The sequence below is a fragment of the Natronococcus jeotgali DSM 18795 genome, from assembly GCF_000337695.1.
Lineage (GTDB): Archaea > Halobacteriota > Halobacteria > Halobacteriales > Natrialbaceae > Natronococcus > Natronococcus jeotgali.
Map to the genome: position 1 here is coordinate 1 of NZ_AOIA01000079.1, position 26,514 is coordinate 26,514.

A 26,514-nucleotide genomic window follows, 5' to 3' on the forward strand; every position below is an offset into this window, starting at 1 on the left:
GTGAAGCGGGAAATTTTGGACATGAACCATCCGCAGTTTCCCGCTTCAACTCCCTAGTTCTGACGGATCAAGTCGACGCAGTCTGGCGATTCACCAGAGCCGAATATTTCGGTTGTTACCCCTCAACGCCAGTATTCCAAAGGTTAATTATCTATACGTCAAATGTACACACATGGCTCAGCAAAGTCAGTCACCGTACGGCATCGAGGGGAAGTGGAATCAACTCTACATCGACGGCGAATGGACCGATTCCGCCAGCGACGAGATGATTGCCGTCGAGGATCCATCGACGCGCGAAACGATTACGCACGTTCCGTCGGGTATCGACGCCGACGTGGACGAAGCCTACGAAGCAGCGGCTGACGCACAAAACGAGTGGGCGGCGACCCCGCCCGCTCGCCGAGAAGAACTCGTTCGAAAGCTGCTTGGCGCCTTCGAGGATCACAGCGAACAGATCATGGACCTGCTGACAGTTGAAGCAGGTGGTTCGTCCGTCATGGCGGGTACTTCGATTCACCTCGCCGAGGACCAGCTCGCCGAAGCCGCGACGCTTCCACGGCGGATGAAAGGCGAGCACGTTCGTTCGAACGTTCCCGACAAAGAAAATATCGTCGAACGGGATCCGAAGGGCGTTGTCACGGTAATCTCGCCGTGGAATTTTCCCCTAAACCTCTCGATGCGTGCGGTCGCACCCGCGGTAGCTGCCGGTAATACCGTCGTGCTCAAGCCATCGACGAACACACCCGTCGTCGGGGGCTTGCTCTTCGCTCGGCTGTTTGAGGAAGCCGGCTTCCCTGACGGCGTTCTCAACGTCGTTACCGGTCGTGGCTCCGAAATCGGCGACAGAGTCGCCGGTCACCCCGAAAGCGACGTCGTCTCCTTCACCGGATCGACACCGGTCGGCCGCCGGGTCGCCTCCAAGGCCGGCGAAAACCTCGCCGTCGCCGCCATGGAACTGGGCGGTAACAACGTCCACATCGTTACGGACGAGGCCGACCTCGAGACGGCGATCGATGCAGCGACCTTCGGTAGCTTCGTCCATCAGGGTCAGGTCTGTATTTCGATCAACCGACACCTCGTCCATGAGGACGTCTACGACGAGTACGTCGACCGACTCACCGAACGTGCGGAGGCGCTGCCCGTCGGAACGGCTCACGATCCCGATACGATCGTCGGACCGATCATCGACGAATCGCAGCGCGAGGAGATGCTCGAGTACGTCGGCGAGACGCTCGACGCCGGTGCGACCCTCGAAACCGGCGGTGAGACGGTTCCGATCGACGGTGTCGACGACTCGCTGGTTGTCGCGCCGACGGTACTCTCGAACGTCACCAACGATATGTCCGCCGCCTGCTTCGAGCACTTCGGTCCGATTGCACCCGTCATTCCTTTCTCGGACATCGACGAAGCTGTCGAGTTGGCGAACAGTACCGAATACGGGCTCTCGGGATCGGTCCACGCTGGCGATCTCGGTATCGGAAAGGCCATCGCCGAGCGTCTGGAGACGGGCATGGTTCACGTGAACGATCAGCCAATCAACGACGAGGCGCACGTTCCCTTCGGCGGCACCGGTGCTTCCGGTATGGGCGGATACAACAGCGAGGACTTCCTCGAGGAGGTCACCGAGAAGAAGTGGATTTCGCTCCAACACGAGCCCCGCGAGTACCCGTTCTAGGATCGTCCTTCCGTTCGAAACGGCGACGATTCTCGCTGAACGCGGCGTTGAGCGCTCTCACGGAGTGGTCTGAAATCGGGTGTGCCGGTCGACCGCTAACGTACTAGACTCGCCGTCGCCTGTGAGAGTGAAATTCGCTATCAGAACGTTTCGCACGCTGCGACCGGCGAAACTAACACTGATCGCAGTTGACATAACCGCTATCGAAATAATCGGCAATTGTTCTTGTTCGTTTACTGCAACGCTATCAAGGGAAAGATGATTTTCGATGTCGCATCGATCGATCGACACGGCGCCGGCTCAACAACTACGTTGCCGTATCGATTACTTGAGAGACCATTTTGTCGATTAGTTGTATAGCGGGTTTTTCTGTTCGGATCGACCGGTAGGGACAACACTAGAACTCGGAACTTTATTGGAAAAAGTAGTTTCGGACTTTTAATATGTCCATTGATCGCTTCCGAAGTTTGTGAGGGTAGCCGATGAGCGTGCATCAGAGTATTGATCGAATTCTACAATATAACTGATCGCCTGATAGACGAGCGCCAGCCGAATCGATGGTGAAATAGTAGCGTGTCGAATCTTTCTAATGTGGTTGTTACTTATGTAATTATTAGAATATAACAGCACGAGTGGCTGCCCTATCTAACTCGACTCACTCCATTCTCCGCCTACTCGATGACCGCTCACGTACAGGGATTCGGGTTCCATACCTTGACTTTCGGGATAATCATCGGAGTACTCCATCAGTTGGAATAGCGTTCCAGTAGGCGTTCGTGGAGAAACGAACACTTCCGTCCAATCATTGTATTCCTGATAGTCGACGACAGGGAAATCGTTCGCCTCCAGCGTCTCAATGACTGCATCGATATCCGCGACCTCGAGCGTCACGTGGTGAAGCCCCGGCCCGTGTTCGGCGAGATACGCTGTGAGAAACGTCTCGTCAGCAACGGGTTCGATAAGCTCGATTCGGGATCCGTCTCCGAGTGAGTAGTAAACCCAACGAAATCGATCCTCAACGGTGTCTTCCGTAATCTTTTCACAGCCGAGAGCGAGAAGCAGAGGTTCAGCGTCGCTCACGGATTCGACGGCGATACCCACGTGATCGACACGGATCGGTGTGTCGTGAGAGGACATAGCAATGCAGAGTCGAACCTATCGGGTGAAATAGCTACCGCCTCAGTTCCACACCCGTTGCAATCGATCCGAATACGAGACACTAGACGGCGACCAACTGGTTTCTGGCTAGCTCGTCAATGGAGCGATTCAATTCACGTTTTCTTCTTCGTTTCCCCAGTACTCGTCACGAAGTTCGAACTTCTGAATTTTACCTGTCGATGTCTGTGGAAGTTCATCACGGAACTCTACACTCGTCGGACACTTGTAGTGCGCAAGTCGTTCGCGGGTGAATTCGATGAGATCGTTTTCCGTAAGATTCGAACCGTCTTGCGTGACAACCAGGGCTTTCGGAGTCTCTCCCCACTTTTCGTGTGGGACGCCAATAACCGCTGCAAGCCGGACATCTGGATGTTCATATATAACGTTCTGCACTTCGATAGTCGAGATGTTTTCTCCACCAGAAATGATGATATCCTTCTTCCGATCGACGATGGAGATCATCTTGTTCTCGTCCATCGTTGCGATGTCGCCAGTGTGGAACCACCCTTCGACGCGGTCGTTGAACACCTCTTCGGTCATAGCCGGTTTGTTCCAATACCGGTCGAGTACTTGGTTCCCCCGCACGATCACCTCACCCTTCGTTTGATCGTCTAACGGAACGTCGTTCCCGTCTCGATCAACGACGCGGATTTCCGTGTTCAGCGTAGCGAATCCCGGTTTATTGATGATATCGTACTTGTCGCCGTTTTGCATTCGTCGCCTCGAATTACTCGTTGCGACGAGCGGTCCCGTCTCCGTGGAACCGTACGCGTGAATAATACGCCAACCGAGTTCTTCTTCTGTCAGTCGAATCGTTCGCTTCGGCGGTGGACTCGCGGCCGTTTCGACACGAACCGGATTCACACCACTGGTCCGGATGTCATGGTTTTCGTTGTGCTCTAGCAGTAGGTTGAGCACCGTCGGCGCACCACCCATAAACGAAACGTCGTACTCGTTGACGCGCTCGAACACAGTCGCAGGGTCGAAGTCTCGGACGACAACGTGTTTGCCGCCGACGCCGGTGAGACCGTAGATGTGCCCCCAGCCGTTGAGATGGAACATCGGAGAGGTCCACAATAAGACGTCGTCGTCCTCGAACTCCACGTGGTGGGAGTGGATCATCGCGTGGTAGTGTTGACTCCGGTGGGTGTGAACGACGCCTTTCGGATCACCCGTAGTCCCGGACGTGTACAGAATCGTCGCGTCGTCGTCTTCCGAGATATCGGGCCGTTCCGGTGACTCGGATGATGTCTCCTCGAGAACGCGCTCGTAATCGTCCCACTGACCATCGACCTCGTCGGCATCGTATGCGATCCACTCGTCGGTATCGTTGTCACCTCTCAGGTGTGATACTTTTTCCGCATGCTCATTATCTGTGATAAACACGGCCGGGTCGCAGTCGTCGACGAGATAGTCGTACTCTTCGGGCTGAAGTCGGAAGTTTAGCGGAACGAACACCGCTCCGAGTTGCATCGTCGCGTATAGCGTTTCGATAAAGTAGTGCGAGTTCTTCGAAAGAAGTGCAACGCGGTTTCCCTTTTCGACTCCCCTCTCGCGAAGCGCGTTCGATAACCTGTCGACCCGTTCACCGACTTCGTTGTACGTGAATTCCGTTCCGTCGTCGGCGACGATACCGATGTCATCGCCGAATAAATTGACCGCGCGGTCCAGGAAGTCCGTAGTGAGTAGGGGTTGCTTCATGGTTGTAGGCGTACAACACCACGCTATCTGAACGTGGTATGATCTACCATTACCCATATAGTATTTCAGTTTTTCGACTTTGAACCGGTTCCAGATAGTCCGTATTGCGAGACTGTTCTGATCGGCTGTATAGCCGTGAATCGATCAATTTTATGAACGTAGGGAAAGATCGAACACCATAGATGAGCGAACTTCTCGATGGGAAGGTCTGTATCGTCGCCGGCGGTGGCGGTGATCTCGGACGAGCTACGGCACTCGAACTTGCGACAAACGGAGCGACGGTCGTCGTAACTGATCTCGGGACATCCCTCAAGGGCGAGGGTAAAGCCGAGGAGCCTGCCGCGGCAACCGCCGAACGGATCAAGGCTGACGGCGGTGAGGCTATGGCGCACTTCGGCGATATAACCAGCCTTGAATATACGGGAACTCTCGTTGAGGACGTACTCGAGGAGTACGGACGGATCGACGGTGCGGTGAACTACGCCGGCATTCTGCGCGACACGTATCTTACGGACATGTCCGGTGACGAATGGGACGATGTTATTCACGTCCACCTCCGCGGCCACTTCTCGCTGCTCCGAAACCTCGCTCGACACTGGCGGGAACGTGACCGAGAGGCCGAACACGGACTTTCTACGGAACGATCGTTCGTGAGTGTGACGAGTCCGTCGGCGCTCGGAAACGTCGGTCAAGCGAACTACAGTGCGGCAAAGGCCGGCGTCCTCGGACTTACACGAACGGCGGCGCGAGAGCTATCGCAGTCGAACGTCAGGGTAAACGCACTGCTGCCGATTGCATACACGCGAATGACCGAAGATATTCTCGAGGACAAATCGAAATCGCCGGAAAAAGTCGCTCCCGTCGTCGCTGCGCTCATGAGCGATGACGCAGCCGGTATTACGGGACGGACGATTCGCGCGGTCGGCGATTCCGTCAGTATCGTCTCAGACCCGGAAATCGAGCGCACCGCGATAACCGAGGGTGGATGGACGGCGGATCGTCTCACATCAACGTTCCGCGATGCGTTAGCGCTCGGTAACAGCTCTGACTAACTGGCCCTCGAGCGGTCGATTGATAACCTGGCAGCGCTCTTACTCGGGCAGCCAAACTGATATCCTGTTCGCTGGTTCGGAACGTAGTATTCGAGGCTGCTTGTCGCGCCGTCATCAAGCGATCAGTCTACTGTTCGGAAAGAAATCGATCGGCCCTACTCAGCGCTATTCAGTCCGTTGATCAACGGCCTCCGCTTCGACCGGCAACGACCCGTATTCGTCGTTAAATGCCGTTCGAAGCGATTGCTTGTCGTACTTACCCGTCGACGTTCTTGGAATGCTATCTGTAAGTACGAACAGGTCCGGCAGCCACCATTTTGGAAACCGATCGAGGAGGTGGTTTCGAAGGTCCTCTTCGGTGACGTCCTCGGTTGCTACCACGTAGGCAACCGGTCGTTCCTGCCAGCGCTCGTGATCGACACTGACGACCGTCGCTTCGACCACCGCCTCGTGAGCCATCAACTCGTTCTCGAGTTCCACCGAGGAGATCCACTCCCCCCCGCTCTTGATTACGTCGTCAAGGCGATCGACTACCTCGAGATATCCGTACTCGTCGATCGTGCCGATGTCGCCGGTTTTGAACCAGCCGTCGTCGGTGAACGACTCCTCGGTCGCCTCGGGCCGATCGTAGTACTCGTCGATAACCCACGGGCTTCGAGCCTGGATTTCACCCGTCGACCCGCCGTCGTGAGGGACCGGCTCTCCGCTCCGATCACGAAGCCTGAGCTCGACGCCGGGCGTCGGCTGGCCGGGTTTCGTCCGGAGTTCGTACTGCTCTTCCGGCGAAAGTTCCTGAACCTCAGTCGTTACGAGTGTATTGACCAGATGCGGGGAAGCTTCGGTCATGCCGTACCCCTGAATGATCGGCGCGTCGAACTCTTCGTCGAACCGGCGCATGATCGCCGGTGGCGGCGAACTTCCGCCCGTCAGAATCCGATCGAGTGTGCTGATATCAGCCTCCGGGTTCTCGTCGATATACGTCGCCATCTCCGTCCAGATCGTCGGTACTGCCGCGGCGATCGTTACCCTCTCGCCTCGGATCATTCCCTCGATATCTTCGAGATCGGTATGTGTACCAGGAAGCACGAACGACGATCCGTAGAGGGTTCCACTGTACGGAAGACACCAGCCATTGACGTGGAACATCGGTACGACCGGGAGAATGACATCCTTCTCGCAGATCCCGAAGCTATCCTTCGCACCGTAGGACATGCTCAACAGGTACAGGCCGCGGTGGGAGTAGCTTGCGCCCTTGGGTACACCGGTCGTGCCGGACGTATAACAGATCCCGCATTCCGCTTCCTCATCGAGATCAGGCCAGTCGTACTCGGTCGGGTGGTCACCGATGAACGATTCGTAGTCCGTAATCGGTGATAGCGACGTCTCGGGGACCTCGTCGTCGAGTACCACGTACTGTTCGATAGTATCAAGCTCAAAATCGATCGACTCGATCGTCTCGAGAAACGCGGGATCGACGAACAGCAGACGATCTTCGGCTTCGTTGATGATTTTCATTAGATGTTCTTCGGGAAGCCGATGGTTCGTCATATGAATACTCCGTCCGCTACAAGAGGGACCGTAATACAGCTCGTAATGGCGATAATGGTTCGCTGCCATCACCGCGACCCGTTCGCCCCTCTCGAGACCGTACTCGTCGAGGGCATGTGCCAGCTGACAGATACGCTTGTATGCGTCGGCGTAAGTGTAGCGGTGGTAGCTACCGTCGTCGAGTCTGGTAGCGATTTCTTTGTGTCCGAACTGTTCGACTGCTCGCGTAAGTGTCTTCGTTAGCGTGAGGTCATAATCCATCATGGTTGTTTTTGTGTGGCTATCTCTACCAGTATATAGCTTTTGTTTAGCCAAAATATCCTTAGACTCGTTGGATATCGAACTAAAACAGCTCTCGAGCGATGATGTTTTTCTGCACTTCAGTCGTTCCCTCGTAAATCTGGGTAATCTTGGCGTCACGGTAGAACCGCTCGACATCGAAGTCGTCTACGTAGCCCGCACCACCGTGGATCTGGACGGCTTCGTCAGCGACGTCGACGGCCACGCGAGAGCCGTACTCTTTGGCCATCGAGGAGAACCGAGTGCCGTTGATATCGTCGTTATCGGCGGCCCAAGCGGCCTTATACGTAAGCTGACGCGCTGCCTCGATACTGGTATACATCTCTGCGAGCTTGTGTTGGATTGCCTGAAACTCGGAAATCGGGTGATCGAATTGCTCGCGTTCCTGGGCGTATTCACGTGCACGATCAGCAGCCCCCTTCGCGATGCCGACCCCCTGTGCCCCAACGGTCACACGTGTCTCGTCGAAGAACTGCATCTGTTGATAAAACCCTTCTCCGCGCGTTCCGACGAGATTCTCCTCGGGAACGCGAACGTTGTCGAGGATCAACTCCGCCGTCGGACTGGCACGAACGCCCATCTTCCCGCTGATCTTTTCCGCGTCGAATCCATCTCGGTCGGCCTCGACGATGAGCTGCGAGTATCCGCCGTGGCGACTGTCGCTGTCGGGATCCGTTTCGCAGAGAACGACGAAGTAGTCGCCCACTGTCCCGTTCGTGATCCACATCTTGTTGCCGTTGATCACCCATTCGTCGCCATCCTTTTTCGCACGCGTCGACAGCGACGTCACATCGGAGCCGGCATGAGGTTCGGAAATCGCCGCTCCCATTACCGCTTCACCCGACGTAATGGGCGGCAGGTACCGTTCTTTCTGTTCTTCGGTCCCGAACTCGAGGATCGCTTCGCTCCCGAAATCCGCGGACGTAATACAGAGAGCGATTCCGGGATCGATCGCAAACAGTTCCTCTATCAGTAACGCCCGTTCGAGCATCGAGTACTTGGCACCCCCGTATTTGATCGGGAACGCCGAACCGAGAATCCCCATTTCGGCGGCTTTCTCCATAATCTCGTAAGGATACTCCTCCGCTCGGTCGTATTCACCTGCAACCGGTTCGATCTCGTTTTCACCGAATCGGCGGATCTCCTCGAGCATTGTCTGCTGTTCGGGCGATATCGCGAAGTCCATGTCACAGGATTATCGACCGTGTTACCTAAATTTACGGATTGGCACCAATCTAGACTCGGCCTGCCATAACCCACAGTTATCAGCAAGGCGATTTAGCCTATCTGAGACGCAATATCGGCAGATTGGGATCGAGTGTCGAATAGTCGGATCCGCTGTGGACTAGAAATACAGTTACGAATAGGGGTGTATAGATCCAAGTTTATTGGATCTCATCTCAGTTTTGGCCGGCTTTTAGCATTAGCTCTGGTTAGAGCGGCCATCTATTACAAGGGTACTACTGTAATTAGAAGTGATGGTATTTTTCATGACTTCTACTAACCAACGAGGAGACGAGAATTTTTATCCAATAATCTTGGATAGAGTTGAGAAGGTGAGTTCAAGGTCGGTAGCAATTGAATCACGAATGCCGGTATCTAATGCTGTATCCCATAGGATTTCCCTGTTCGATCTCACTCAACGAACAACCCACCAGACCATCCGAAACAGTTATAGTGAGTTGTGTTCTCATGGCATAGTATGCTTCGTCAAGACTCCTGGCGTAGTGATACAGAGACATGGGAAAGCGTTGATCCTGATGAGAGGCGAATTGATGAGAGTTCCTTAACCGAAACCAAGACTCTCCCGTTCTTCCGGTTCGTCACGGTTTTCATCGTCGGATTAGCATTCTTCGTCCTTCCCGTTCCCTGGGAGAATACGGTCACAGTTCCATTCGATATCTTTGTCGGTATTATCGAGGCCAACTTCACCCAGTACGTCCTAGGTATGGCCTGGCTGATGGTGCTCGGATCGGCTGTACTGACGACGGTCGCAGAATTCCACTTCCGAGAACTCTACTCGCTCAAGGAACGGACCGCGGAGCGGTTAAGTCTCGAACTTTGGGAAACGAACACCGCTTTCTGGGCGCTTCGGATCGTCGGTGCAGCGATTGCGACCGGGTACTTCTTCGACATCGGTCCGCCACTGATTCTCAATTCCGAGGTTGCTGGCGTCGTCTGGGGGACGCTGATCCTGAGTATCGTGATAATCATCCCGCTCGGGTCGGTCTTCGTCAATATGCTTATCGAGTGTGGCGCCCTAGAATTCGTCGGGACGTTGGCGCGCCCGATCATGCAACCGTTATTCGGACTTCCCGGACGGTCGGCACTCGACGGCGCCGCGTCGTGGGCAGGCTCGTTCGCGATAGGTTTCTACGTCACTCGCAAAGTGTTCGAACGCGGTGGCTACAACAAGCGGGAAGTCTTCATTATCTGTTCGTGTTTCGGGACGGGAAGCATCGGAACGATCGGCGTCTTCGCCGCCGCGTTCGACCTGATTCACATCTTCCCGGTGATTCTACTCGCCTATCTCGTCGCGATCGTCGTCGCAGCGGTCGTCACGATCCGTATCCCGCCGCTCTCGCGCGTCCCCGAAGAGTACATCACGGAACCGAACGTCGAACCGAACCTCACGGGGTCGGTCGGGGGCTACATCCGACTCGCTATCAGCGAAGCTATGGAGGAGTCCAGGGGAACCTCGTCCGTTCGAGCGGGCTGGAAGGGGCTTATCGACGGAATCGTTTTGACCGCCACGATCACCGGTACCGTCGTCGCTGTCGGAACGCTAGTCCTCGTCTCGTATCACAACACGCAGCTATTCCAGATCATCTCCACTCCGCTCGAGCCCGTTATCGCGGCGTTCGGTATCCCCGATGCGGACGTCGTCGCGTCGGCGCTCATCATCGGCTTCGCCGACATGTATGTCGGTGCGCTGACGGCAGTTGGACTCGCCCCGATGGCGAAGTTCTTCGTCATTCTCGTCGTGAGCGGACAGATCCTCTTCCTCGCTGCATCTGGCCCGATGATGATGGATATGTTCACGGATATTCCGGTCCGATTCCGCGACGTCGTTACGATCTTCGTCACTCGAACTCTCGTCCTGATCCCGATCAGCGCCGTACTGACCCACGCGGTTAATCTCGTCGGACTACTCTGATCAAGCACCGTAACGAGCGAAATTCGGGCGACGATTTGACCGGTATTGGAGCTGAAGGATAGTTCCTGAATCCGACAATTAGCTGCCGTACTGATACTTGATGGTGATCGTTTCGTTGGTCTCACGAAGCTTGTTCAGCAGCTTCGCTCGATACGATTTGTCCTTTACTCGTTCCGTCGGGCACGCGATACTAATGCTACCCCGGACCTGATCGTCGACTACGATCGGAACCCCGATCGTTCCCATTCCCTCGATCTGCTGATCCCAGTCGACAGCATAGCCGTCCGACCGGACCATCTCGAGTTCTTTGAGAAGCGTCTCTCTATCTGTTATCGTTTCGCTCGTGACCGGAGAGAGACCCTGTCTATCGACGATCTCGTTTACGCGATCAAGAGGAAGCTGCGAGAGGATCGCTTTCCCTGCTGCGTGCGAGTAAAGCGGCGTAGTGAGTCCGGCGTACAGCCCTAGCTCGATCGACTTCTCTCCGGAGACGTTGTGAAGGAAAACGCACTCGCCTTCTTCTTCGATGACGATCGTTGCAAGCTCTCCAGTCTCGTCAGCTAAGTCCTGAAGCGGTTGCTGTGAAACTTGATAGATCTTGTTTCGATGCTTGATCCGTGATCCCATCGAAAGAAACGCATGACTGAGTTCATAGGTGCCGGAAGCATTTACGACGTAGCCCGTTGATTGGAGCGTCTGTAGGTAGATGTGAGCCGTACTCTGCGGGATATCCATCTCGTTTGCGACCTCAGTCGGACCCGCGCCGTCAAGCTTCCACAAGACGTCTATCACATCGAAGGCGCGTCGAACGGATTTCATACCGGGCATAAAATCACATATACGGTTCCGTCTATTAAGCCGTTCGACCATGTTGGATGGAAACGGGCAGAATGAAAAGGACGCCTATCCAGCCGATCCCCGCGTCAGTAGGTGTTCCCCGGCTAAATTGGTCTCACTCAGTACGATATCCGACGTTTGATCCAGTATCGAACTGGTTGATACCGGAACGACGCTTGCGATTGTCTCCGCTTCGACAGACCAAGTCGAACTGTGAGCTCTCTGTCTCCGTCCCGGACAAACCAAGGGGTCATAGCACCGACACACTCGTAGCGCCTACTGCGATCCGGGGGCAGTTTTCGATACAGGTGTCTCTGCGAGTCGTCAGTTGGACCGTGGCTTTCGACCCGGTAATGTCAGTTCATACCGTCTTCCAAAGGTATATGTGACGGTGTAACGAACCGGTTCGTGATGGCGAACGAGCTAATTAAGCGAGTAGCAGTGCTCGGTGCCGGTAGCATGGGCCACGGGATTGCGGAGGTCGCCGCGCTCGGTGGCTACGACGTAATGTTACGGGACATCGAGTCGGAACTCGTCCAAGATGGTTACGAAAACATCGAGTGGAGCGTCGAGAAACTCGCAGAGAAGGGCCAGATCGACGAATCTGCCGAGACCGTCCTCGAACGGATCGACACGACGACGGAACTTACCGAGGCTGTCTCCGACGCGGACTTGGTTGTCGAGGCTGTCCCCGAGCAGTTGAAAATCAAGGAAGACACGTTTTCATCGGTCGACGAACATGCGCCAGACCACGCGATTCTAGCGTCGAACACCTCGAGCCTCTCGATCTCAGAGATCGCATCAGCGACCGATCGACCCGATCAAGTTGTTGGCCTGCACTTTTTCAACCCACCGGTGAAGATGGACCTCGTTGAAGTCACCTATGGCGAGGCGACAACCGACGAGACGGCCGAACTCGTCTATGACTGGGCGGAATCGGTCGATAAGACGCCGATCTATGTCCGGAAAGACGTCCACGGCTTCGTTGTTAACACCGTTCTCGTGCCGTTTATGGAGGAAGCGGCGTGGATGCTCTCGAACGACGAGGTGACGGTTCGCGAGACTGACGCGACGATGGTCTACGAGCGCGGGTATCCGATGGGGCCGTTCGAACTCAACGACTTCGGTGGGATCGACATTGCGTATCACTACCGCGATGAATCCGACCAGTCCGTCTCCCCAGCTATCGAAGAGAAGGTTGAGAACGACAACTTAGGAAAAAAGAGCGGCAAGGGGTTCTACGATTACGAAAATGGAGACGGGGTCAACTACGATCCAGATGATATCAGCGACTTAGATACGCTTCGAATTGAAGCAGTAATGATCAATAAGGCGGCATGGCTCGTCGGCAATGACGTCGCGACGCCCGAAGCGATCGATATTGGGCTTCGTCTCGGCGGGAACTTCCCCGAGGGGATGTGTCGACGTGGAGACCGTATCGGACTCGATAGCGTTCTCCAGAAACTCGAGAATCTGTATGCGGAGTACGGTGCCGAACGGTACGAGCCTGCTGACTATCTCGTCGAACTCGTCGAAGAGGGTTTCACCGGGGAGAACGCTGGTAAGGGCTTTTATGACTATCGGGTTGATCCACCCTATCATTACCTCGAGTGGGAAATCGACGACAACGGGGTGCTGGAGGTCACGCTCGACCGCCAGGAGCGCATGAATTCGATGTCGGAGGACATGTTCATGGAGATAGATCGACTCCTGAGCGACGTTGATACCGACGAGGTCTCCTGTGTCGTCTTCAGTGGGGCTGGACAGAAAGCGTTCAGTTCGGGCGCGGATATCACGGGCTTCACAGCAGGCGAACCGACCGATATCATGGATGTCGACGAAATGTTCACAACCGTCGCCGAGTTTGACCGGCCAACCGTCGCCAAGATCAACGGTTTCTGTCTCGGAGCGGGACTCGAACTGGCGCTCGCTTGTGACATCCGAATCGCAACCGAAGACTCGCAGATCGGGACGCCGGAATCCAATCTCGGATTGATCCCCGGCGGTGGCGCGACTCAGCGTCTCGTCAGGCTCGTCGGCGAAGCGCGAACGAAGGAGATGGTCTTCCGCGGTCTGCAGTTCGACGCCATGCAGGCTGAGGAGTGGGGAATCCTCAATCACGCCGTTCCCGCCGATGAGTTCGAGGACACCGTTGACAGCGTCCTCTCCGATCTAGTATCGGGCCCGCCGATCGCACTCAAGGCCGCAAAGCGGGTCATCAACGACGGCCAGGAAGCCAGCCTCGACGCCGCCCTCACGATGGAGAAACAGGCATTCGCACTGCTATCGACCACCGACGATATGTTCGAGGGCGTAACGGCGTTCCGCCAGAATCGCGAGCCACAATTCGAAGGTGAGTGAGATGACGCGAAACGTTGCAATCGTCGGTGGGGGACAGACTAACTGGGGCGACCGAAAGGCCACTTGGAAGGACCTGGCTCAGGAGGGTGGCAAAGCGACGTTCGACGCTATCCCCGATGTCGGTCCCGAAGATATCGAGGGACTATTCGTCGGAGCCGTCCAGCCCGAGCGGTTCGCCAACCAGACGCACGTCGCGCCGATGGTGGCGGAACTACTCGGCATCGACGTCGACGAGATGATCGCCCGAACCGAACTGGCGTGTGCAAGCGGTCAAGCGGCGCTTCGGTACGCCTGGCTCGCAATCGCAGCCGGTCAGCTCGACGTCGCGCTTGTGTTGGGCGTCGAGAAAATGAACCTCGGCCGCGAACACATGCCTGAGGTTCAGTCCTCGATGGCGAACGTGCTCGACCGAGAGTTCGACGGAGTCAACGGACTGGCCGCTCCGCCGTTTTTCGCGTGGTATGCCCAGCGGCACATGCATGAGTATGGCACGACTCGCGAACAACTCTCACTGGTCGCCGCTAAGAATAAGACTAACGCCTCGAAAACGGAGTTCGCCCAGTTCCAGTCGGAAATCGATCCAGACGAGATTACCGATTCGCCAGAAATCGCCCCGCCGCTACATCTCTACGACTGCAGTGGGATCACCGACGGTGCGGCGGGCGTAATCCTGATGAGCGAAGAGAAAGCACGTGAGGTCACCGATACGGCCGCCTGGATCACCGGTAGCGGGCAATCCTCGATGGCAGGCAACTCGATCAACAACCTTCCGTCGTTCGACGGTTGGCCCCAAGCCCGCAAAGCCTCCCAGTCGGCGTACGATCAGGCCGGTATCGACGATCCGCTTGCCGAGATCGACGTCGCGGAGATACACGACTGCTTCTCGATCAGCGAAATTATCGAGTACGAGGAACTGGGTTTCGCCGAGGAAGGCAAAGGGGGTCAGTTTATCGAAGACGGCCGCAGCTACATCGATGGTGATGTCGCGGTTAACCCTCGTGGTGGCCTGCTCGGCTGTGGTCACCCGCTAGGCGCGACAGGCGTTTCACAGGCACTGGAAATCACCCAGCAGTTCCAAGGTACCGTCACGGATGATCGCCAGGTAGATAACCCGACGACCGGGCTTCTCCACAACTTGAGTGGAAGCGGGTCGGTCCACAGCGTGATGGTCTTAGACCGTAATCAACGATGACTGATACAACAGATTCCAATAGTGGTAAAAGAGAACGCATCTCGGTTCCCGAAGAGATCGAACTACCGCGACTGCTCGATTTCTACGATTTGCAGACCGAAGATCAGACACAGATACACGAATTCTACGACAATCTCCAAGAGGGACAGTTAACAACGACACAGTGTTGTGACTGTGAGGAAATTCATTTTCCGCCTCGGATCGTCTGTCCGGAATGTACGGGTGATAATCTCGAGTACGTCGAACTCCCTCACGAAGGTGAACTGTTCGCTTTCTCGGAAGTACGTGGCGGCCTGCCACTAGGGCTGAGTGAGCACGACGTTCCGTACGTCGTCGCTGCCGTAGATTTAGGTCCAATAAAACTCTCAGCTCGGATTGACGACGCCAGCTACGGCGACCTCGAAATCGGCGACCCAGTTGAACTGAAAATCGTCGAAATCGATGGGCCAGCTGACCATAAGCGTTTCTTTTACCGATTTGTGCCACAAAGATGAAAACCCTAGTCACAGTTAAAGAGGTCTCGACCGTCGAAAACGAGTTCGAGATCGAGGGAACGACGGTCGCCGAGCAGTACCTCGGCGCCGATCTCAACGAGTGGGACGACTACGCCGTCGAGGAGGCCGTCCAGCTCCAGGAAGCAGGTATCGCCGACGAGGTCGTCACGGTGACGATCGGCCCCGAGGACTGCGAGCAGACGATCCGGCAGGCCCTCGCCAAGGGCGCCGACCGCGCGATCCGCGTCTGGGACGACGCCCTCGAGGACGTCGACCCGCTCGACGTCGGCGCGAAGACCGAAATTCTGCGGGCGGTCGTCGAGGCCGAGGACCCCGACCTCGTGCTGACGGGCGTCCAGTCTAGCGACGACAACTGGGGCGCCACCGGCGTCTCCCTGGCCGAGGAGCTCGGCTTCGAGTGGGGCGCCGTCGTCAACCACCTCGAGCACGACCTCGAGGACGGCGTCGCCTCGGTCCGGCGCGAACTCGAGGGCGGGGTCGAGGAGCTGACCGAGATCGAACTCCCCGCCGCCCTGACGATCCAGACGGGGATCAACGAACCCCGCTACGCCAGTCTGCGCGGTATCCGTCAGGCCCAGCGCAAGGAACTCGACGTCCGGACGTTCGGCGACCTCGGCGTCGACGAGGGCGCCGTCGAGGGCGCGGTGACCGTGACGGACATGTACGAGCCCGAAAGCGAGAGCGACGTCACCGTCTGGGAGGGCAGCGCCGAGGAGACCGCCGCCGAACTCGGTGAACTGCTCCGCGAGAAGGGGGTGGCGCCATGACGGATATCCTCGCGGTCGCGGACCACCGCCGTGGCGAACTTCGCGACGTCAGCTACGAGGTCGTCACCGCGGGCCGCCAGCTGGCCGACGAGACCGGCGGCGAGCTCCACGTCGCGGTCATCAGCGGTCCNGCTACGAGGTCGTCACCGCGGGCCGCCAGCTGGCCGACGAGACCGGCGGCGAGCTCCACGTCGCGGTCATCAGCGGTCCAGTCGAGGACTTCGCCACCAAGCTCGACCGGGAGGGCGTCGACGTCGTCCACACCGTCGAGTACGGCGAGGAGTTCAACCACGACGTCTACGCGCAGGTCATCACTCAGCTCTACGACGACCTCGCGCCCCGGTACGTCGTCGCGCCCAACAGCGTCAACGGGCTCGACTACGCCCCCGCCGTCGCGAACGCCCTGGACCTGCCGATCGTCACCGACACGGTCGATCTCGAGACCGACGGCGACACCCTGACCGCGACCCGGGAGATGTACGGCGGGAAAGTCGAGACGGCGAACGAGCTGGCGGGCAACGCCGTCGTCACCATCCGCGGGGCCGAGTGGCCCGGCGCCGATGGCACCGGCGACGCCGAGATCCGGGAGTTCCACGCCGAGATCGACGAGGATGCGATCCGCTCGAGGGTGACGGGCTTCGAGGAGGTCGGCGGCGGCGACGTCGACATCAGCGAGGCCGACGTGCTCGTGAGCGTCGGCCGCGGCATCGATGAGGAGGAGAACCTCGAGATCATCGAGGAACTCGCCGACGCGCTCGACGCGACGGTCTCCTCGTCGCGACCGATCGTCGACAACGGCTGGCTGCCCAAGAACCGCCAGGTCGGCCAGTCGGGCAAGGTCGTCACGCCCGACCTCTACATCGCGATCGGCATTTCGGGCGCCGTCCAGCACGTCGCCGGCATGAAGGGCTCGGAGACGATCGTCGCGATCAACACCGACCCGAACGCCCCGATTATGGACATCGCCGACTACGCGATCCACGACGACCTCTTCGAGATCGTTCCCGCGCTCACAGAAGAGTTTCAGTAAATAATTTGTACTCTTTGTTGATTCTCGAGGCTGGGTTGAACGCGGCGATCGCCCGGCGCTCGAGATGACTGTCGAACTGGGTGACGGAGCTCAGATATCGTTGCTTCGAGGCGTCAATCCCAAGGTCGGTGTCGAGTTCGTCGAACACCGCAAGGACGCGTCGAATTTCGGCCGCCTGTTCGGCGTCGTCGACAACGCGATCTACGAGCAGGGCCCGGCCGTAAAGCTCGTCGTACAGTTGTGCGTAGGTCGCGAGTCGTGAGCGTTTCGTCGCGACTGTAGTATTGGCAAGCCCTTGTCGGCGCTCAAGCGTCGGGATGAACGACTCGAGTTCGTCGATGGTGGTTTCGTCGTCGATACCCCACTAGCACTCCGCGGCCTCCTCGACGTAACCTACAGACTCGAGAAATCCCGAGAGGGTCATTTTGTGGTGCTCTCGAAGCGTATAAGTGAGTCGACCGTAGCCGACGTCGAGTAGATCCTGATGGGTAGGTTTGTCCTCAAGGTCGTGGTCAGCACGTTGCAACTCGAGTTCGATTTCAGTGTTCCAGAATTCACGGAGTCCCTCAAGCGAGTTGTGTGACATCGGATCTGCTCGCTACTCACGCGAAATCGCCTCGAGCAACCCGCAGTCTCCAGATTGTGGTGATTCTAAGAACATCATTTTCGTACGGTTCGCCACTAATGGCACTTATTAAATACTTTCGCATATTTGGTTGTCGGGGTCGAGACAACCAAAATACACAGAATGGGCATTACATATGTTTGGAACCGTTGTAAATCAAATATAGCTATACGAATTCGAAGGCGTATTCTCGTAGATGTGGTTCTACCGGAACGAGCGGTTGACGTGTTCTAACTACTGGATAGAGGTTACACTGTCGAAGCGCGCTTTTAATTTCATGGACTGACACGACCTCTCGGCAAGCACCAAGACCTACACTGGTCGATTTGGTTGGGCGGGGCCAGGATCTCAACTATGCTTCACCAACAGCTCAGCAATAGGAACGTCCTCTCGGCGAGAAGTTTGTCGTACTTGTTTTTATTAAATGATCGACTCAAAGTTGTCAGCCTAGTCGTACTCACTTCGAGGCTCAAATGACGATCGACCCGTCCGCATTATCTCGTACAGGCCAGACCGTTCGGCTGGTCCGATCTTACAAACGATGCCATAGTCCTCAAGCACCTAGATTTGGTTGTCAGAACTGTCTGGTTGGCAGCAGATAGGAAGGTCGAGTAGGATAAGTTGGTGCCTGCCAAGCGATGTTCGTCTTAGATTCACTTATTCATGGAGCCAGTAGGTCAAAGAATCAATGAGTTAGTGAATCTATCAAGGGTCAATGAGGTGAGGTGTTCTGGAGGCTAAGGGAGTATGGGCAGCAGATCTCATAGTCCATGAATCATGGACTTAATGTTTTGCAAAAATAAGGAGTGGATGGAGCAAGACATCGGTGTATAGTGAGATAGGCCATCATGGAATCAGTAAGTCATGGAATCAGTGATCTACAAATAGTGGATTGGTGAAGCAAGGAATCAGTGAGTCAATGAATCCTTGAATCAAATCTCAAAAGAGAGCAGAGTTCTCGGTCAGGGATTCAATGAATCATGTATTCACAAACTACAAACTATTTGAATCAGTGAGTCAATGAATCATAGAAATACAGATAGAGAGATCAATTCATTATCTACAAAGGAACTCACAAAGCGAGCAGATTCAATGATTCAAGGTTTCTTTGATTCTAAGACTGGTAGCCAATTCCCCCGATTATTTGGGGTGGAGCGCATGAAGGCAGCAAATAAGGGGTGAAGCTCAGGATGGAACGTCTGACGTAAATTTATGAGTCTTTGATTCAATGATTGGAACATGTCCGACTCACCGCGTGGATGGGGTGTCACACCATCAACCGACATTCCCACGGTCGCCTTTGGAAATCAGAAAGGCGGGACTGGAAAGACAACAGCAACAATAAACAGTGCGGCGGCACTGGCCTCGCGAGGCCACGACGTCCTTGCGATCGACATGGACCCACAAGCCGACATGACGAAAGGGCTTGGGCTAGGTCCAGGTGATGATAACGACGCATCCAACCCAAAGAATGACCTTCCAAACGAGCTCGTCACCGACGACGGAAACCTCCTCGATGTTCTCGTGGACAATCCCCGAACCCACGACACGGCACTTTCAGAGATCGTAATTCATACCGATGAGTACGAACATCTGAACTATGACCTCGTTCCGAGTCACAAGGACATGGGACTGGCACGGGACTGGATGGATGATGCTAGTGCTCGTCTCTCATTGAAAGTTGCTCTTGAAGAGCTAATTGACGAGGGTTATGATTACGATTTCATTTTGATCGACTGTCCACCAGATCTTTCAGTTCTGACGGACGCAGCGTTCATCGCGGCTCAGAACGTCTTCCTTGCCGCACAAACCCAGGCAACATCCCGAGATGCGCTCGACGACCTATGGGACCAGCTGGAATCTATTGAGAACAGCCAACAGATTGAGATCGCGATTATAGGACTGCTCGCGAACATGTACCGAGACGATGGACAGTCGAAAAAATTCCTGAACGCATTCGACGAGTCGTTTGCATCGATGGCACCAATTTTCAAACTCCCTATGCGGGTAGCAATACAGCGCGCGTGGGACAATGGCTGCGATATCTTCGAGTGGGAGGACGCAAACGACCAACAAGTAGAGCGTGATCTCTTCTTGGAGATTGCAGAGACGATGGAACGAGCATTCGACAAAACACAGGTGAAGGTGTAAACATGCCCCGGGGAATGGATGAGCGATTCGAGAATCCTTCGGACGAGGCGGAAGACCAGGAGCCGATAACTGACGACCAGACCACAGAACCAACATCGGAAGCAAAAAAACGAGATCGGGAAACGACGGGGGCAGCCAAGGAACCTACCTCTGCGACTAGTAGCGAATCATCCACCGAGGAGACAGAAACAACAGAGGATGAACCGCTAAATATCCGAGATGATTGGGATTCAGCCACATTGTACGTTGAGCCGGAACAGAGCGAGGACATCGAGGTTACATTTACTCGGCTGAAAAAACAGTTGAAGCGGGAAGGTGTTATACTCGAAAAGAACAAGCATTTCTACCGCGCGGTTTTCGAAATTGCGTTCGATGAGCATCGGGAAGAGACCAAAGAAAAAATTCGTGAATTGGCAAAACAAGACGAAAATCAGTGATTCAATGAATCTGTGACTCACTGAGTCATGCATTCCAGGAAATAATGAGGGCGAGAGTCGCTCTTAGGGCATTATAAGTCCTGTTTCGTAAGTCAGGTGGGTTCTGCTTGTACTCCCTTTGGTGATCTTCTTAATCTCACCAATGGTCGAGAATCCGGCTCGAGAGAGATACCAGTGAGTTTCCCTGGAGAGCGCCGAATTCGAGTTTCGAGAAATGGTAATAGATGGGCAGCGATAGATAGAGAACGTTCCACTATATTTGAGGTCATCCAGTAGGAGAAGTCACGTCCTCGGAGAGCTCCCCCACTCCCTCCCCCCGTCATCGATGTGTAAACCAGTGCAAGTGGGTGGGGGCTAAGATACGACGACCGCGAAAAACAGTAGAAAACACGCTGTACATGATAAAGATGGCCTCAAACACACTAATGACGGTCTGATCTACGCTATCTCTAGCTTGGAAAGCTTTATCTATTTGTATCGTTAACAATAATCGCAATATACCCAACCACAAGAGTTGGAGAGACTTGTCTCCAACGAATCGGACGGTGATCTCTTTCTTTCTCAAATGTCTGTTTGTACTGGTATCCCTGTTCTCATACTCTCTCCCTCTAATCTGAATGCTTTCGTCAGCTTTCAACCTCCACCTCATCCTGAGATTTACACTTCGATGACGGGGGGAGGGTGTTCAGAGAATTTGAGGCAACCCTTTCGCTACCTCGAGAAGCTCGGACGAGCGATGATTCTGAGTCAGGAACGAAGAACGCGAGTACTTACACATCGAACACGGGGGGTGTGTTCGAGAACGACCTACCTGACAGGTTACAAACTTACTGGTTGTGAAATTCCCTCAATTGGGAGTTAACAACAGTCTGTAGGAGTTCCTCTTGATTGGCTATTGGCTCTAATCGAGTGTCGTCAACAATTCTCTTCATCATCGCTTCAGGATCTCCCGTGAAAGTAAACTCCATATACATTCCGCCACCCCGTCCTCGACTTTTTCGTGAGCTCGAAATAAGTCCATACGTAGCGAGCTCTTTCACGTACTTTACGTAGGTCTCACGAGTCATTTGGTCAGCATCCAGCTCATCAGTGATCCACCGATAAACATTGAATCCGACTGGACTTGGGACAGAACTTCGTGAACGATTCGAGTAACAGGCAACTGCAGCAGTCGCGTACAGAGAGATCTTCTTCTGGGTCGTCAAACCCTCCACAAGCTTCAATGAACGATCTTTATCGATCTCTTCCTGAGACTCACGTACGTGTCTCTCGGTAACTTTTCCGTCGCCCCATTCATCGGCGAGATCGCCAGCACCCCGGAACAAATCAATTGCTTTCCGAGCATCTCCGTGGCTCTGTGCTGCAAATGCTGCCACGAGCGGGATTACATCACTTGTGAGTGAATCTTGTCGAAATGCATCACGACGATTCTCGAGAATTTCGCGCAACTGTGTGGCATCGTAATCGGGAAAGTAGACGTCTCGAGGATTGAATGAGCTCTCGGCACGGCCATCGATATCCTCCATGAACTTTGGGTCGTTCGTCAGCGCTGCAACCGACACACGTCCTTCGATCTCATTCGTGTTACTCGCTCGTGACAACTGGTAGAGTAGTTTTGAGTAAGCGGGCTCGTTGTTTGCCCGTCGACCAACCAGCAGATCGATTTCATCGAGAATAAAAATGACTGAATCATAATGCTCGTTGATGAGTTTATATAGACGTCGGTACTTGCGCTTCGTTGAGACACCCGTTTCCGGAACCCCGATTTCCGCATTGACGTCTTTCGCAACAGTCTGGACGAGTTCGTAAACTGCTTGATCAAGGGTGTTGATTGGATGACAGTTGATATTAATCACACCGAAGCGCTCGCCTTTCGATTGGCAGAGTTCGATGATCTGTTGTGTAACAGCCCCGATAATGAGTGATTTTCCTGTTCCAGCAGGACCATATAACAACATATTCGGGGGGCGATTTCCTTGCAGGGTCGGCTTCAGAAATGAGACAACGGACTTGAGCTGATCATCACGACCGACTATTCGCTCCTCATCAATGATGGTGTCTGGCTCGACGAGATCTCGATTGACGAAAACTGATGCCTCTTCATCGTCATCGAGCATATCCCGAATCGACTGTTGAGAGCTGTCTTCACTAGATACCTCATTCTGATCTTGGACCGTATCTGCGACAGTGTTCTTCCGAGCGGCTTCTATTTGATCTGCGTTAGCTTCAGAATGAGTATCTTCACTAAGAGTAGATTGGTTTATTTCATTCTGATCACTATTGGGCATACGTTCCCTGTACGCTGGAGCATCAAAAAGATAACCCCCGTCGATGTTTATCCGAGGCGTACAGGAATCATATCGCTTGTACAATCCAGTTTCTGCTTTCTCCGACTGAACCACCTCCGAAGTATATCGAAGAGAGCCCCCCGTTATCGATGTGTAAAGATGGAAGTTGCTGAAACTGAGTGTTGCTCTTCAGTGCCGGTCTGTCACCCCCCGTTATCGAAGTGTAAGCCACCCGTCTGACACCCCGACATCGAAGTGTAAGTTCAAACTCCCACTCCCCTCCCCCCGTCATCGATGTGAAAATAGTCCTTGTTTTCGAACCTTTTTGTACAGCAATTCTAAATTGAAGGCCGGACTCGAGCGTGGCTTCGCGACTCCCTGAATCGTCTTAAACAGCCACACTGCGGCCCGTTACGAATCCAATTCGGTGAAAATACTTGTAAAAATGGTGTGTCTGGATGTTGTTTCGAGGGGTCTATCTACTTGATGGACACATAATGTAGAGCAAGGATAGAACCTCTCTTCGCTAGTTTACTCGTGGATCTCATCGGTGTCTCCAGGAACAATTGTAAAACCAAGAGGTCGGAAATCAGAATCAAACGCAAAGAGGTGTTCTATGTCGTATTCATCAACGAGAATGGCGCTCGAGTGATCAACAAACGAAATCTGTTGGTCATCATAGCGAGCGAATTCTTTGCAGGTTCGATCGAAGGCACCAGCATCAACTGGTAGAACAGTGAAACTTTCTGACTCTCGAATAGCGCTTAGTGCACGAACGGCGTCACCGTGACCAACCCATCGGAGCAAGAGGGTAGCAAGCTCCGAGAGAACATAGCGACTGGTGTAGAGTGGCCGATACGTGTATTTTCCCGACTGTATTCCATTAAACAACTCAACGGCTTGTTCGTGGTTTTCGTCATCAGGCTTGAATCGAGCATAAAACGCACCAGTATCGATGAATAGGGCTGTCGCACCTGGGCTACTCATTCGTCGCTCTCTGGTTCACCATAGAGATACTCGTCTACATTCGACGAAACATCTGTTGGCCCGCCTGCGGCTACGGGCTCGGCGTCCCAAAATGGGTCATCGGGATTGATTTCCTGCTTTTCGGTAGGCTCATCTGGAAGCCACCATACTACGGACCGACCACCTACCTTCTTTCGGCGGACATCTCCACGTTCATGGAGCGTATTGAGCTTATTGAGGATTGCTCTGTTCGAGATGCCCAACTCCGTACTGAGTTCTGTCGCAGTCATGGGCTCACTAGTCCGCCGGAGAATTCCGAGGATGTCCTCAAGCGTGACCTGTGTCACAAATTTCCGCGGTCGTCACGTTCATTGCACATATCTCAGAGTACGTTGTCGATCCTTTTAAACCCTATTCACTCGTGTGAACCGGAACTCAGTTCCCCCAATTCACACGTATGAATTGGCAGAGCTGACTGGCACCCGAGAGCGTTTTGGCGTCGTGAGAGAACACTCGGATAGAAAACAGAGAACAATAGCGGATAATTAAATCTCAGTTATTGTTTCATGCTCTTTTTCGAGTGCTTGTGCGTCCTCCTCGAGTAGCGCAACGGTAAGATACGGCGCGTACGACTCGAAGTACTCCACAACGGTTGCGATACGTTCGGAATCAATTGCCTCGAGCGAATCGAGCAACATGAACGGGACCGTCTCGTAGACGTCGTGGACCAGGTATCCTGCAAGCGCAAAGACGAGTCCAGTAACCTCGCGCTCGCTCTCGCTGAGGTGGTTGATCGAGTCTTCGTAGGCTGCCCCCTTCTCAGTGCTGCGGACGATCTTGAGATCGAACGACGATTTCGTCACCTTGCGTCGGCCTTCGCGAACGTCGCGTGTTGTTTGATCGATCCAGATCCGCTCGAGATTACTGTACTCGAGGATCTCCAACAGGCTCTCCATGTGCTCGTTGAACGCTTCGACCGCACTGTCTTCGATTTGATCGATACGAGTTCGGAAATCGGCTAACTCTTCGGTTGTCTTTTCGCGACGATCCTGAAGCCCTTCGAGGTCATCGAGTCGTTGCTCGATTGACGCGATTTTGTCTTCGACGTCATCGCGCTCGCTTTCCTTTCGTTCGATCTCGAACTCGAGCTGGTTGACTTCGCGGTGTTGCTCGAGAATGTCCTCAGAGTCGTCGGTCTCGAGGTCATCGATCTCAGCCTCGAGCTCAGTAATCTCTTCTGTGAAGGCCTCCCGATCGTCCGTGAGATCATCGATGCGGTCACGCCGGCGCTCGATTTCCTCGTCGATCGACTCGAGACGGCGATTGGCTCGCTGATACTCGGAGCGATTCTCCTCGATTTCGTTGCGCGTCGCTCGTTTCTCCTCGAGTTCGTCGTTGATCTCCGAACGCTCGTTGAGTCGGTCCTCGTATACAGACTGGAGCTGTTCGATCGTGGATTCGATCTGGTCGGTGGCGACTGACGAGCCACAGGTCCAGCACGTGACGGTCTCCGAATCGGCATCGGAGAGAAGTTGGTCGGTGACAGGACCGTCATTGTTGTCCGCCTCGCCACCAAGGAATTCTCCAGGATCCTCTAGCAGTTGTTCGTTGAATTGGATCGTCCGCTGAAGCTGTGAAATTTCCTCGTTGAGTTCGTCCTTTTCGGCTTGGAGAGTATCGATTTCAGCTTCGAGACGACCGAGATTCGCTTCTCCACCTGCCTGCAGTTCCTCGAGGTTGGCTTCGACGTCGTCGTGCTCGTCTTCGAGTGCCTCGATACTCTCGCGTTCGGTCTCGATCCGGTTGCGAACTCGTTCGAGTTCCGAACGTGTATCCCGAAGTTCATCGAGTTTCTCCTCGAATTCGGATTCTTCCTCACGCCGGGTTTCGACGTCAGTATTCGCGGCCTCGAGTTCTTCCTCGGCAGTTTCGAGTTCGTCACGGAGCTCGTCGATCTCGTCGATCAGTCGCGTTCGCTTGGCCTCGAGATCGGGGAGCTGATTCTCGAGGTTATCGAGTTCGTCGAGTTCATTGTCGATCTGAGTTTTCCGCTGCTCGAGTTGCTGAATTTCAGCCTTGATCGCATCGGTATCGACCGGTCGCATGATCAGATCGTGTAGGTCGTCACCGCGAGCAACGGCCTGGCGAGCTTCGTTTGACTCGAGCAGGAACGCAAACAGATCCGCGATCTCCGGATCGTCGAGATACGGGTCGCCTTCAGTGACGATCGTGCCGTTCCGTCGGTGAAGCGTCTGCTGGTAGGTTGCTTCACCGAACTCGAGAATAGCTTGTCCTTCCTTGCTATCCGCTTTGAGGCTTGCTTGATCACTACCGAGTGCCGCCATGATTCCCTGGAGCAGCGATGTCCGATTTGTTGCGTTACGTCCAGAGAGAACGGTAACTCCCTGCTCGAACGACACCTCTGTTTCGTCGATGCCACCGATATTCCTCACAGAGAGGTCTGCTTGCTCGGGCAGAGATTGTTCCGTAGCGTGCTGGCTCGTTCCCATAGGTGTAGACAGTTGATTCGGAGGTAGATATTTAGTGGTTAGCCAGCAATATGCTACATATCGACGTTTCTCTGCGATTTTGGGGGCGTATTTCGGAGTAGACCTGCATCTGTTTTGGATGAGAACCCGTCGAATACTCTCGACAGTTGGTAAGTCGCTCTTATGTAGAGCTGCGGAACGCCCCGTAGTTACACTATAGTGGCTGATATTGGTGGAATATGTCTCAGCCAGCTTTCGGAAAGAT

Annotated in this window: 20 protein-coding genes and 2 pseudogenes; 11 read left to right on the forward strand and 11 right to left on the reverse strand. The window is 54.6% G+C overall.

From position 1 onward, the window contains the following. Window positions 1–172: 172 nt before the first annotated feature. Window positions 173–1,675, forward strand: coding sequence for an aldehyde dehydrogenase family protein (locus tag C492_RS08595; protein WP_008422455.1), 1,503 nt, complete (start codon window positions 173–175; stop codon window positions 1,673–1,675). 645 nt (window positions 1,676–2,320) lie between these two features. Here the strand turns inward: C492_RS08595 and C492_RS08600 are convergent. Beyond that, on the reverse strand, window positions 2,321–2,812 hold the full coding sequence (locus C492_RS08600; RefSeq protein WP_008422456.1) for a VOC family protein: 492 nt from the start codon (window positions 2,810–2,812) through the stop codon (window positions 2,321–2,323). Between the two features lie 129 nt (window positions 2,813–2,941). Continuing rightward, window positions 2,942–4,534, reverse strand: a complete 1,593-nt coding sequence (locus C492_RS08605; RefSeq protein ID WP_008422457.1) for a long-chain-fatty-acid--CoA ligase — start codon at window positions 4,532–4,534, stop codon at window positions 2,942–2,944. A gap of 182 nt (window positions 4,535–4,716) precedes the next feature. Here C492_RS08605 and C492_RS08610 point away from each other — a divergent pair, with 182 nt between their 5' ends. Continuing rightward, window positions 4,717–5,586: an SDR family NAD(P)-dependent oxidoreductase gene (locus C492_RS08610; RefSeq protein WP_008422458.1), complete on the forward strand. Its 870-nt coding sequence runs from the start codon at window positions 4,717–4,719 to the stop codon at window positions 5,584–5,586. 165 nt (window positions 5,587–5,751) lie between these two features. On the opposite strand, the gene C492_RS08615 is transcribed toward C492_RS08610, so the two are convergent. Both C492_RS08615 and C492_RS08620 read right to left on the reverse strand, forming a co-directional pair. Beyond that, a complete protein-coding gene (locus tag C492_RS08615) occupies window positions 5,752–7,395 on the reverse strand; it encodes a long-chain fatty acid--CoA ligase (RefSeq protein ID WP_193364850.1) in 1,644 nt (547 codons plus the stop codon). An 82-nt stretch (window positions 7,396–7,477) separates the two neighbouring features. Continuing rightward, window positions 7,478–8,620, reverse strand: coding sequence for an acyl-CoA dehydrogenase family protein (locus tag C492_RS08620; protein WP_008422461.1), 1,143 nt, complete (start codon window positions 8,618–8,620; stop codon window positions 7,478–7,480). Window positions 8,621–9,136: 516 nt separating this feature from the next. On the opposite strand from C492_RS08620, the gene C492_RS08625 reads away from it, so the two are divergent. Further along, the gene (locus C492_RS08625) at window positions 9,137–10,591 is read left to right on the forward strand and encodes a YjiH family protein (RefSeq protein WP_049892888.1); all 1,455 of its coding nucleotides are present in this window, start codon (window positions 9,137–9,139) and stop codon (window positions 10,589–10,591) included. 78 nt (window positions 10,592–10,669) lie between these two features. On the opposite strand, the gene C492_RS08630 is transcribed toward C492_RS08625, so the two are convergent. Then, a complete protein-coding gene (locus C492_RS08630; protein ID WP_083898803.1) occupies window positions 10,670–11,419 on the reverse strand; it encodes an IclR family transcriptional regulator in 750 nt (249 codons plus the stop codon). A gap of 420 nt (window positions 11,420–11,839) precedes the next feature. Between C492_RS08630 and C492_RS08635 the strand changes: the two genes are divergently transcribed. The 6 genes and pseudogenes from C492_RS08635 (at window position 11,840) to C492_RS25240 (ending at window position 17,555) form a co-directional block, all read left to right on the forward strand. Next, the gene (locus C492_RS08635) at window positions 11,840–13,789 is read left to right on the forward strand and encodes a 3-hydroxyacyl-CoA dehydrogenase/enoyl-CoA hydratase family protein (RefSeq protein ID WP_008422464.1); all 1,950 of its coding nucleotides are present in this window, start codon (window positions 11,840–11,842) and stop codon (window positions 13,787–13,789) included. A 1-nt stretch (window position 13,790) separates the two neighbouring features. Continuing rightward, window positions 13,791–14,981 carry a thiolase C-terminal domain-containing protein gene (locus C492_RS08640; protein WP_008422466.1) on the forward strand — a complete coding sequence of 397 codons (1,191 nt, stop codon included), beginning with the start codon at window positions 13,791–13,793 and terminating at the stop codon, window positions 14,979–14,981. Next, complete coding sequence (locus C492_RS22615; RefSeq protein ID WP_008422468.1) at window positions 14,978–15,475, forward strand: Zn-ribbon domain-containing OB-fold protein; 498 nt, start codon at window positions 14,978–14,980, stop codon at window positions 15,473–15,475. The genes C492_RS08640 and C492_RS22615 overlap by 4 nt, the downstream gene beginning before the upstream one ends. Continuing rightward, window positions 15,472–16,263, forward strand: a complete 792-nt coding sequence (locus C492_RS08645; RefSeq protein ID WP_008422470.1) for an electron transfer flavoprotein subunit beta/FixA family protein — start codon at window positions 15,472–15,474, stop codon at window positions 16,261–16,263. The genes C492_RS22615 and C492_RS08645 overlap by 4 nt, the downstream gene beginning before the upstream one ends. Then, window positions 16,260–17,293, forward strand: a pseudogene (locus C492_RS08650) (electron transfer flavoprotein subunit alpha/FixB family protein). The gene C492_RS08645 and the pseudogene C492_RS08650 overlap by 4 nt, the downstream one beginning before the upstream one ends. 64 nt (window positions 17,294–17,357) lie before the next feature. Continuing rightward, complete coding sequence (locus C492_RS25240) at window positions 17,358–17,555, forward strand: hypothetical protein (protein ID WP_008422474.1); 198 nt, start codon at window positions 17,358–17,360, stop codon at window positions 17,553–17,555. Window positions 17,556–17,657: 102 nt separating this feature from the next. Here the strand turns inward: C492_RS25240 and C492_RS25245 are convergent, their stop codons facing one another. Both C492_RS25245 and C492_RS25860 read right to left on the reverse strand, forming a co-directional pair. Continuing rightward, on the reverse strand, window positions 17,658–17,879 hold the full coding sequence (locus tag C492_RS25245; RefSeq protein ID WP_008422476.1) for a hypothetical protein: 222 nt from the start codon (window positions 17,877–17,879) through the stop codon (window positions 17,658–17,660). Window positions 17,880–18,365: 486 nt separating this feature from the next. Beyond that, window positions 18,366–18,479, reverse strand: a pseudogene (locus C492_RS25860) (ArsR family transcriptional regulator); the annotation flags it as partial. A gap of 678 nt (window positions 18,480–19,157) precedes the next feature. Here C492_RS25860 and C492_RS08660 point away from each other — a divergent pair. Both C492_RS08660 and C492_RS08665 read left to right on the forward strand, forming a co-directional pair. Further along, complete coding sequence (locus C492_RS08660; RefSeq protein ID WP_049892889.1) at window positions 19,158–20,069, forward strand: ParA family protein; 912 nt, start codon at window positions 19,158–19,160, stop codon at window positions 20,067–20,069. 14 nt (window positions 20,070–20,083) lie between these two features. Then, a complete protein-coding gene (locus C492_RS08665) occupies window positions 20,084–20,506 on the forward strand; it encodes a hypothetical protein (protein ID WP_193364849.1) in 423 nt (140 codons plus the stop codon). An 827-nt stretch (window positions 20,507–21,333) separates the two neighbouring features. On the opposite strand, the gene C492_RS08675 is transcribed toward C492_RS08665, so the two are convergent. The 4 genes from C492_RS08675 to C492_RS08685 all read right to left on the reverse strand — a co-directional run bounded on the left by C492_RS08675 (window position 21,334) and on the right by C492_RS08685 (window position 26,270). After that, window positions 21,334–22,623 (reverse strand): orc1/cdc6 family replication initiation protein, encoded by a 1,290-nt coding sequence (locus C492_RS08675; RefSeq protein ID WP_008422485.1) that lies wholly within the window; start codon window positions 22,621–22,623, stop codon window positions 21,334–21,336. A gap of 702 nt (window positions 22,624–23,325) precedes the next feature. After that, window positions 23,326–23,781, reverse strand: coding sequence for a type II toxin-antitoxin system VapC family toxin (locus C492_RS22620; protein ID WP_008422487.1), 456 nt, complete (start codon window positions 23,779–23,781; stop codon window positions 23,326–23,328). Then, the gene (locus C492_RS22625) at window positions 23,778–24,107 is read right to left on the reverse strand and encodes a helix-turn-helix domain-containing protein (RefSeq protein ID WP_008422489.1); all 330 of its coding nucleotides are present in this window, start codon (window positions 24,105–24,107) and stop codon (window positions 23,778–23,780) included. The genes C492_RS22620 and C492_RS22625 overlap by 4 nt, the downstream gene beginning before the upstream one ends. Window positions 24,108–24,305: 198 nt before the next feature. Then, entirely contained in the window at window positions 24,306–26,270 is a 1,965-nt protein-coding gene (locus C492_RS08685) for an archaea-specific SMC-related protein (protein ID WP_049892892.1), read from the reverse strand. Window positions 26,271–26,514 lie beyond the last annotated feature (244 nt).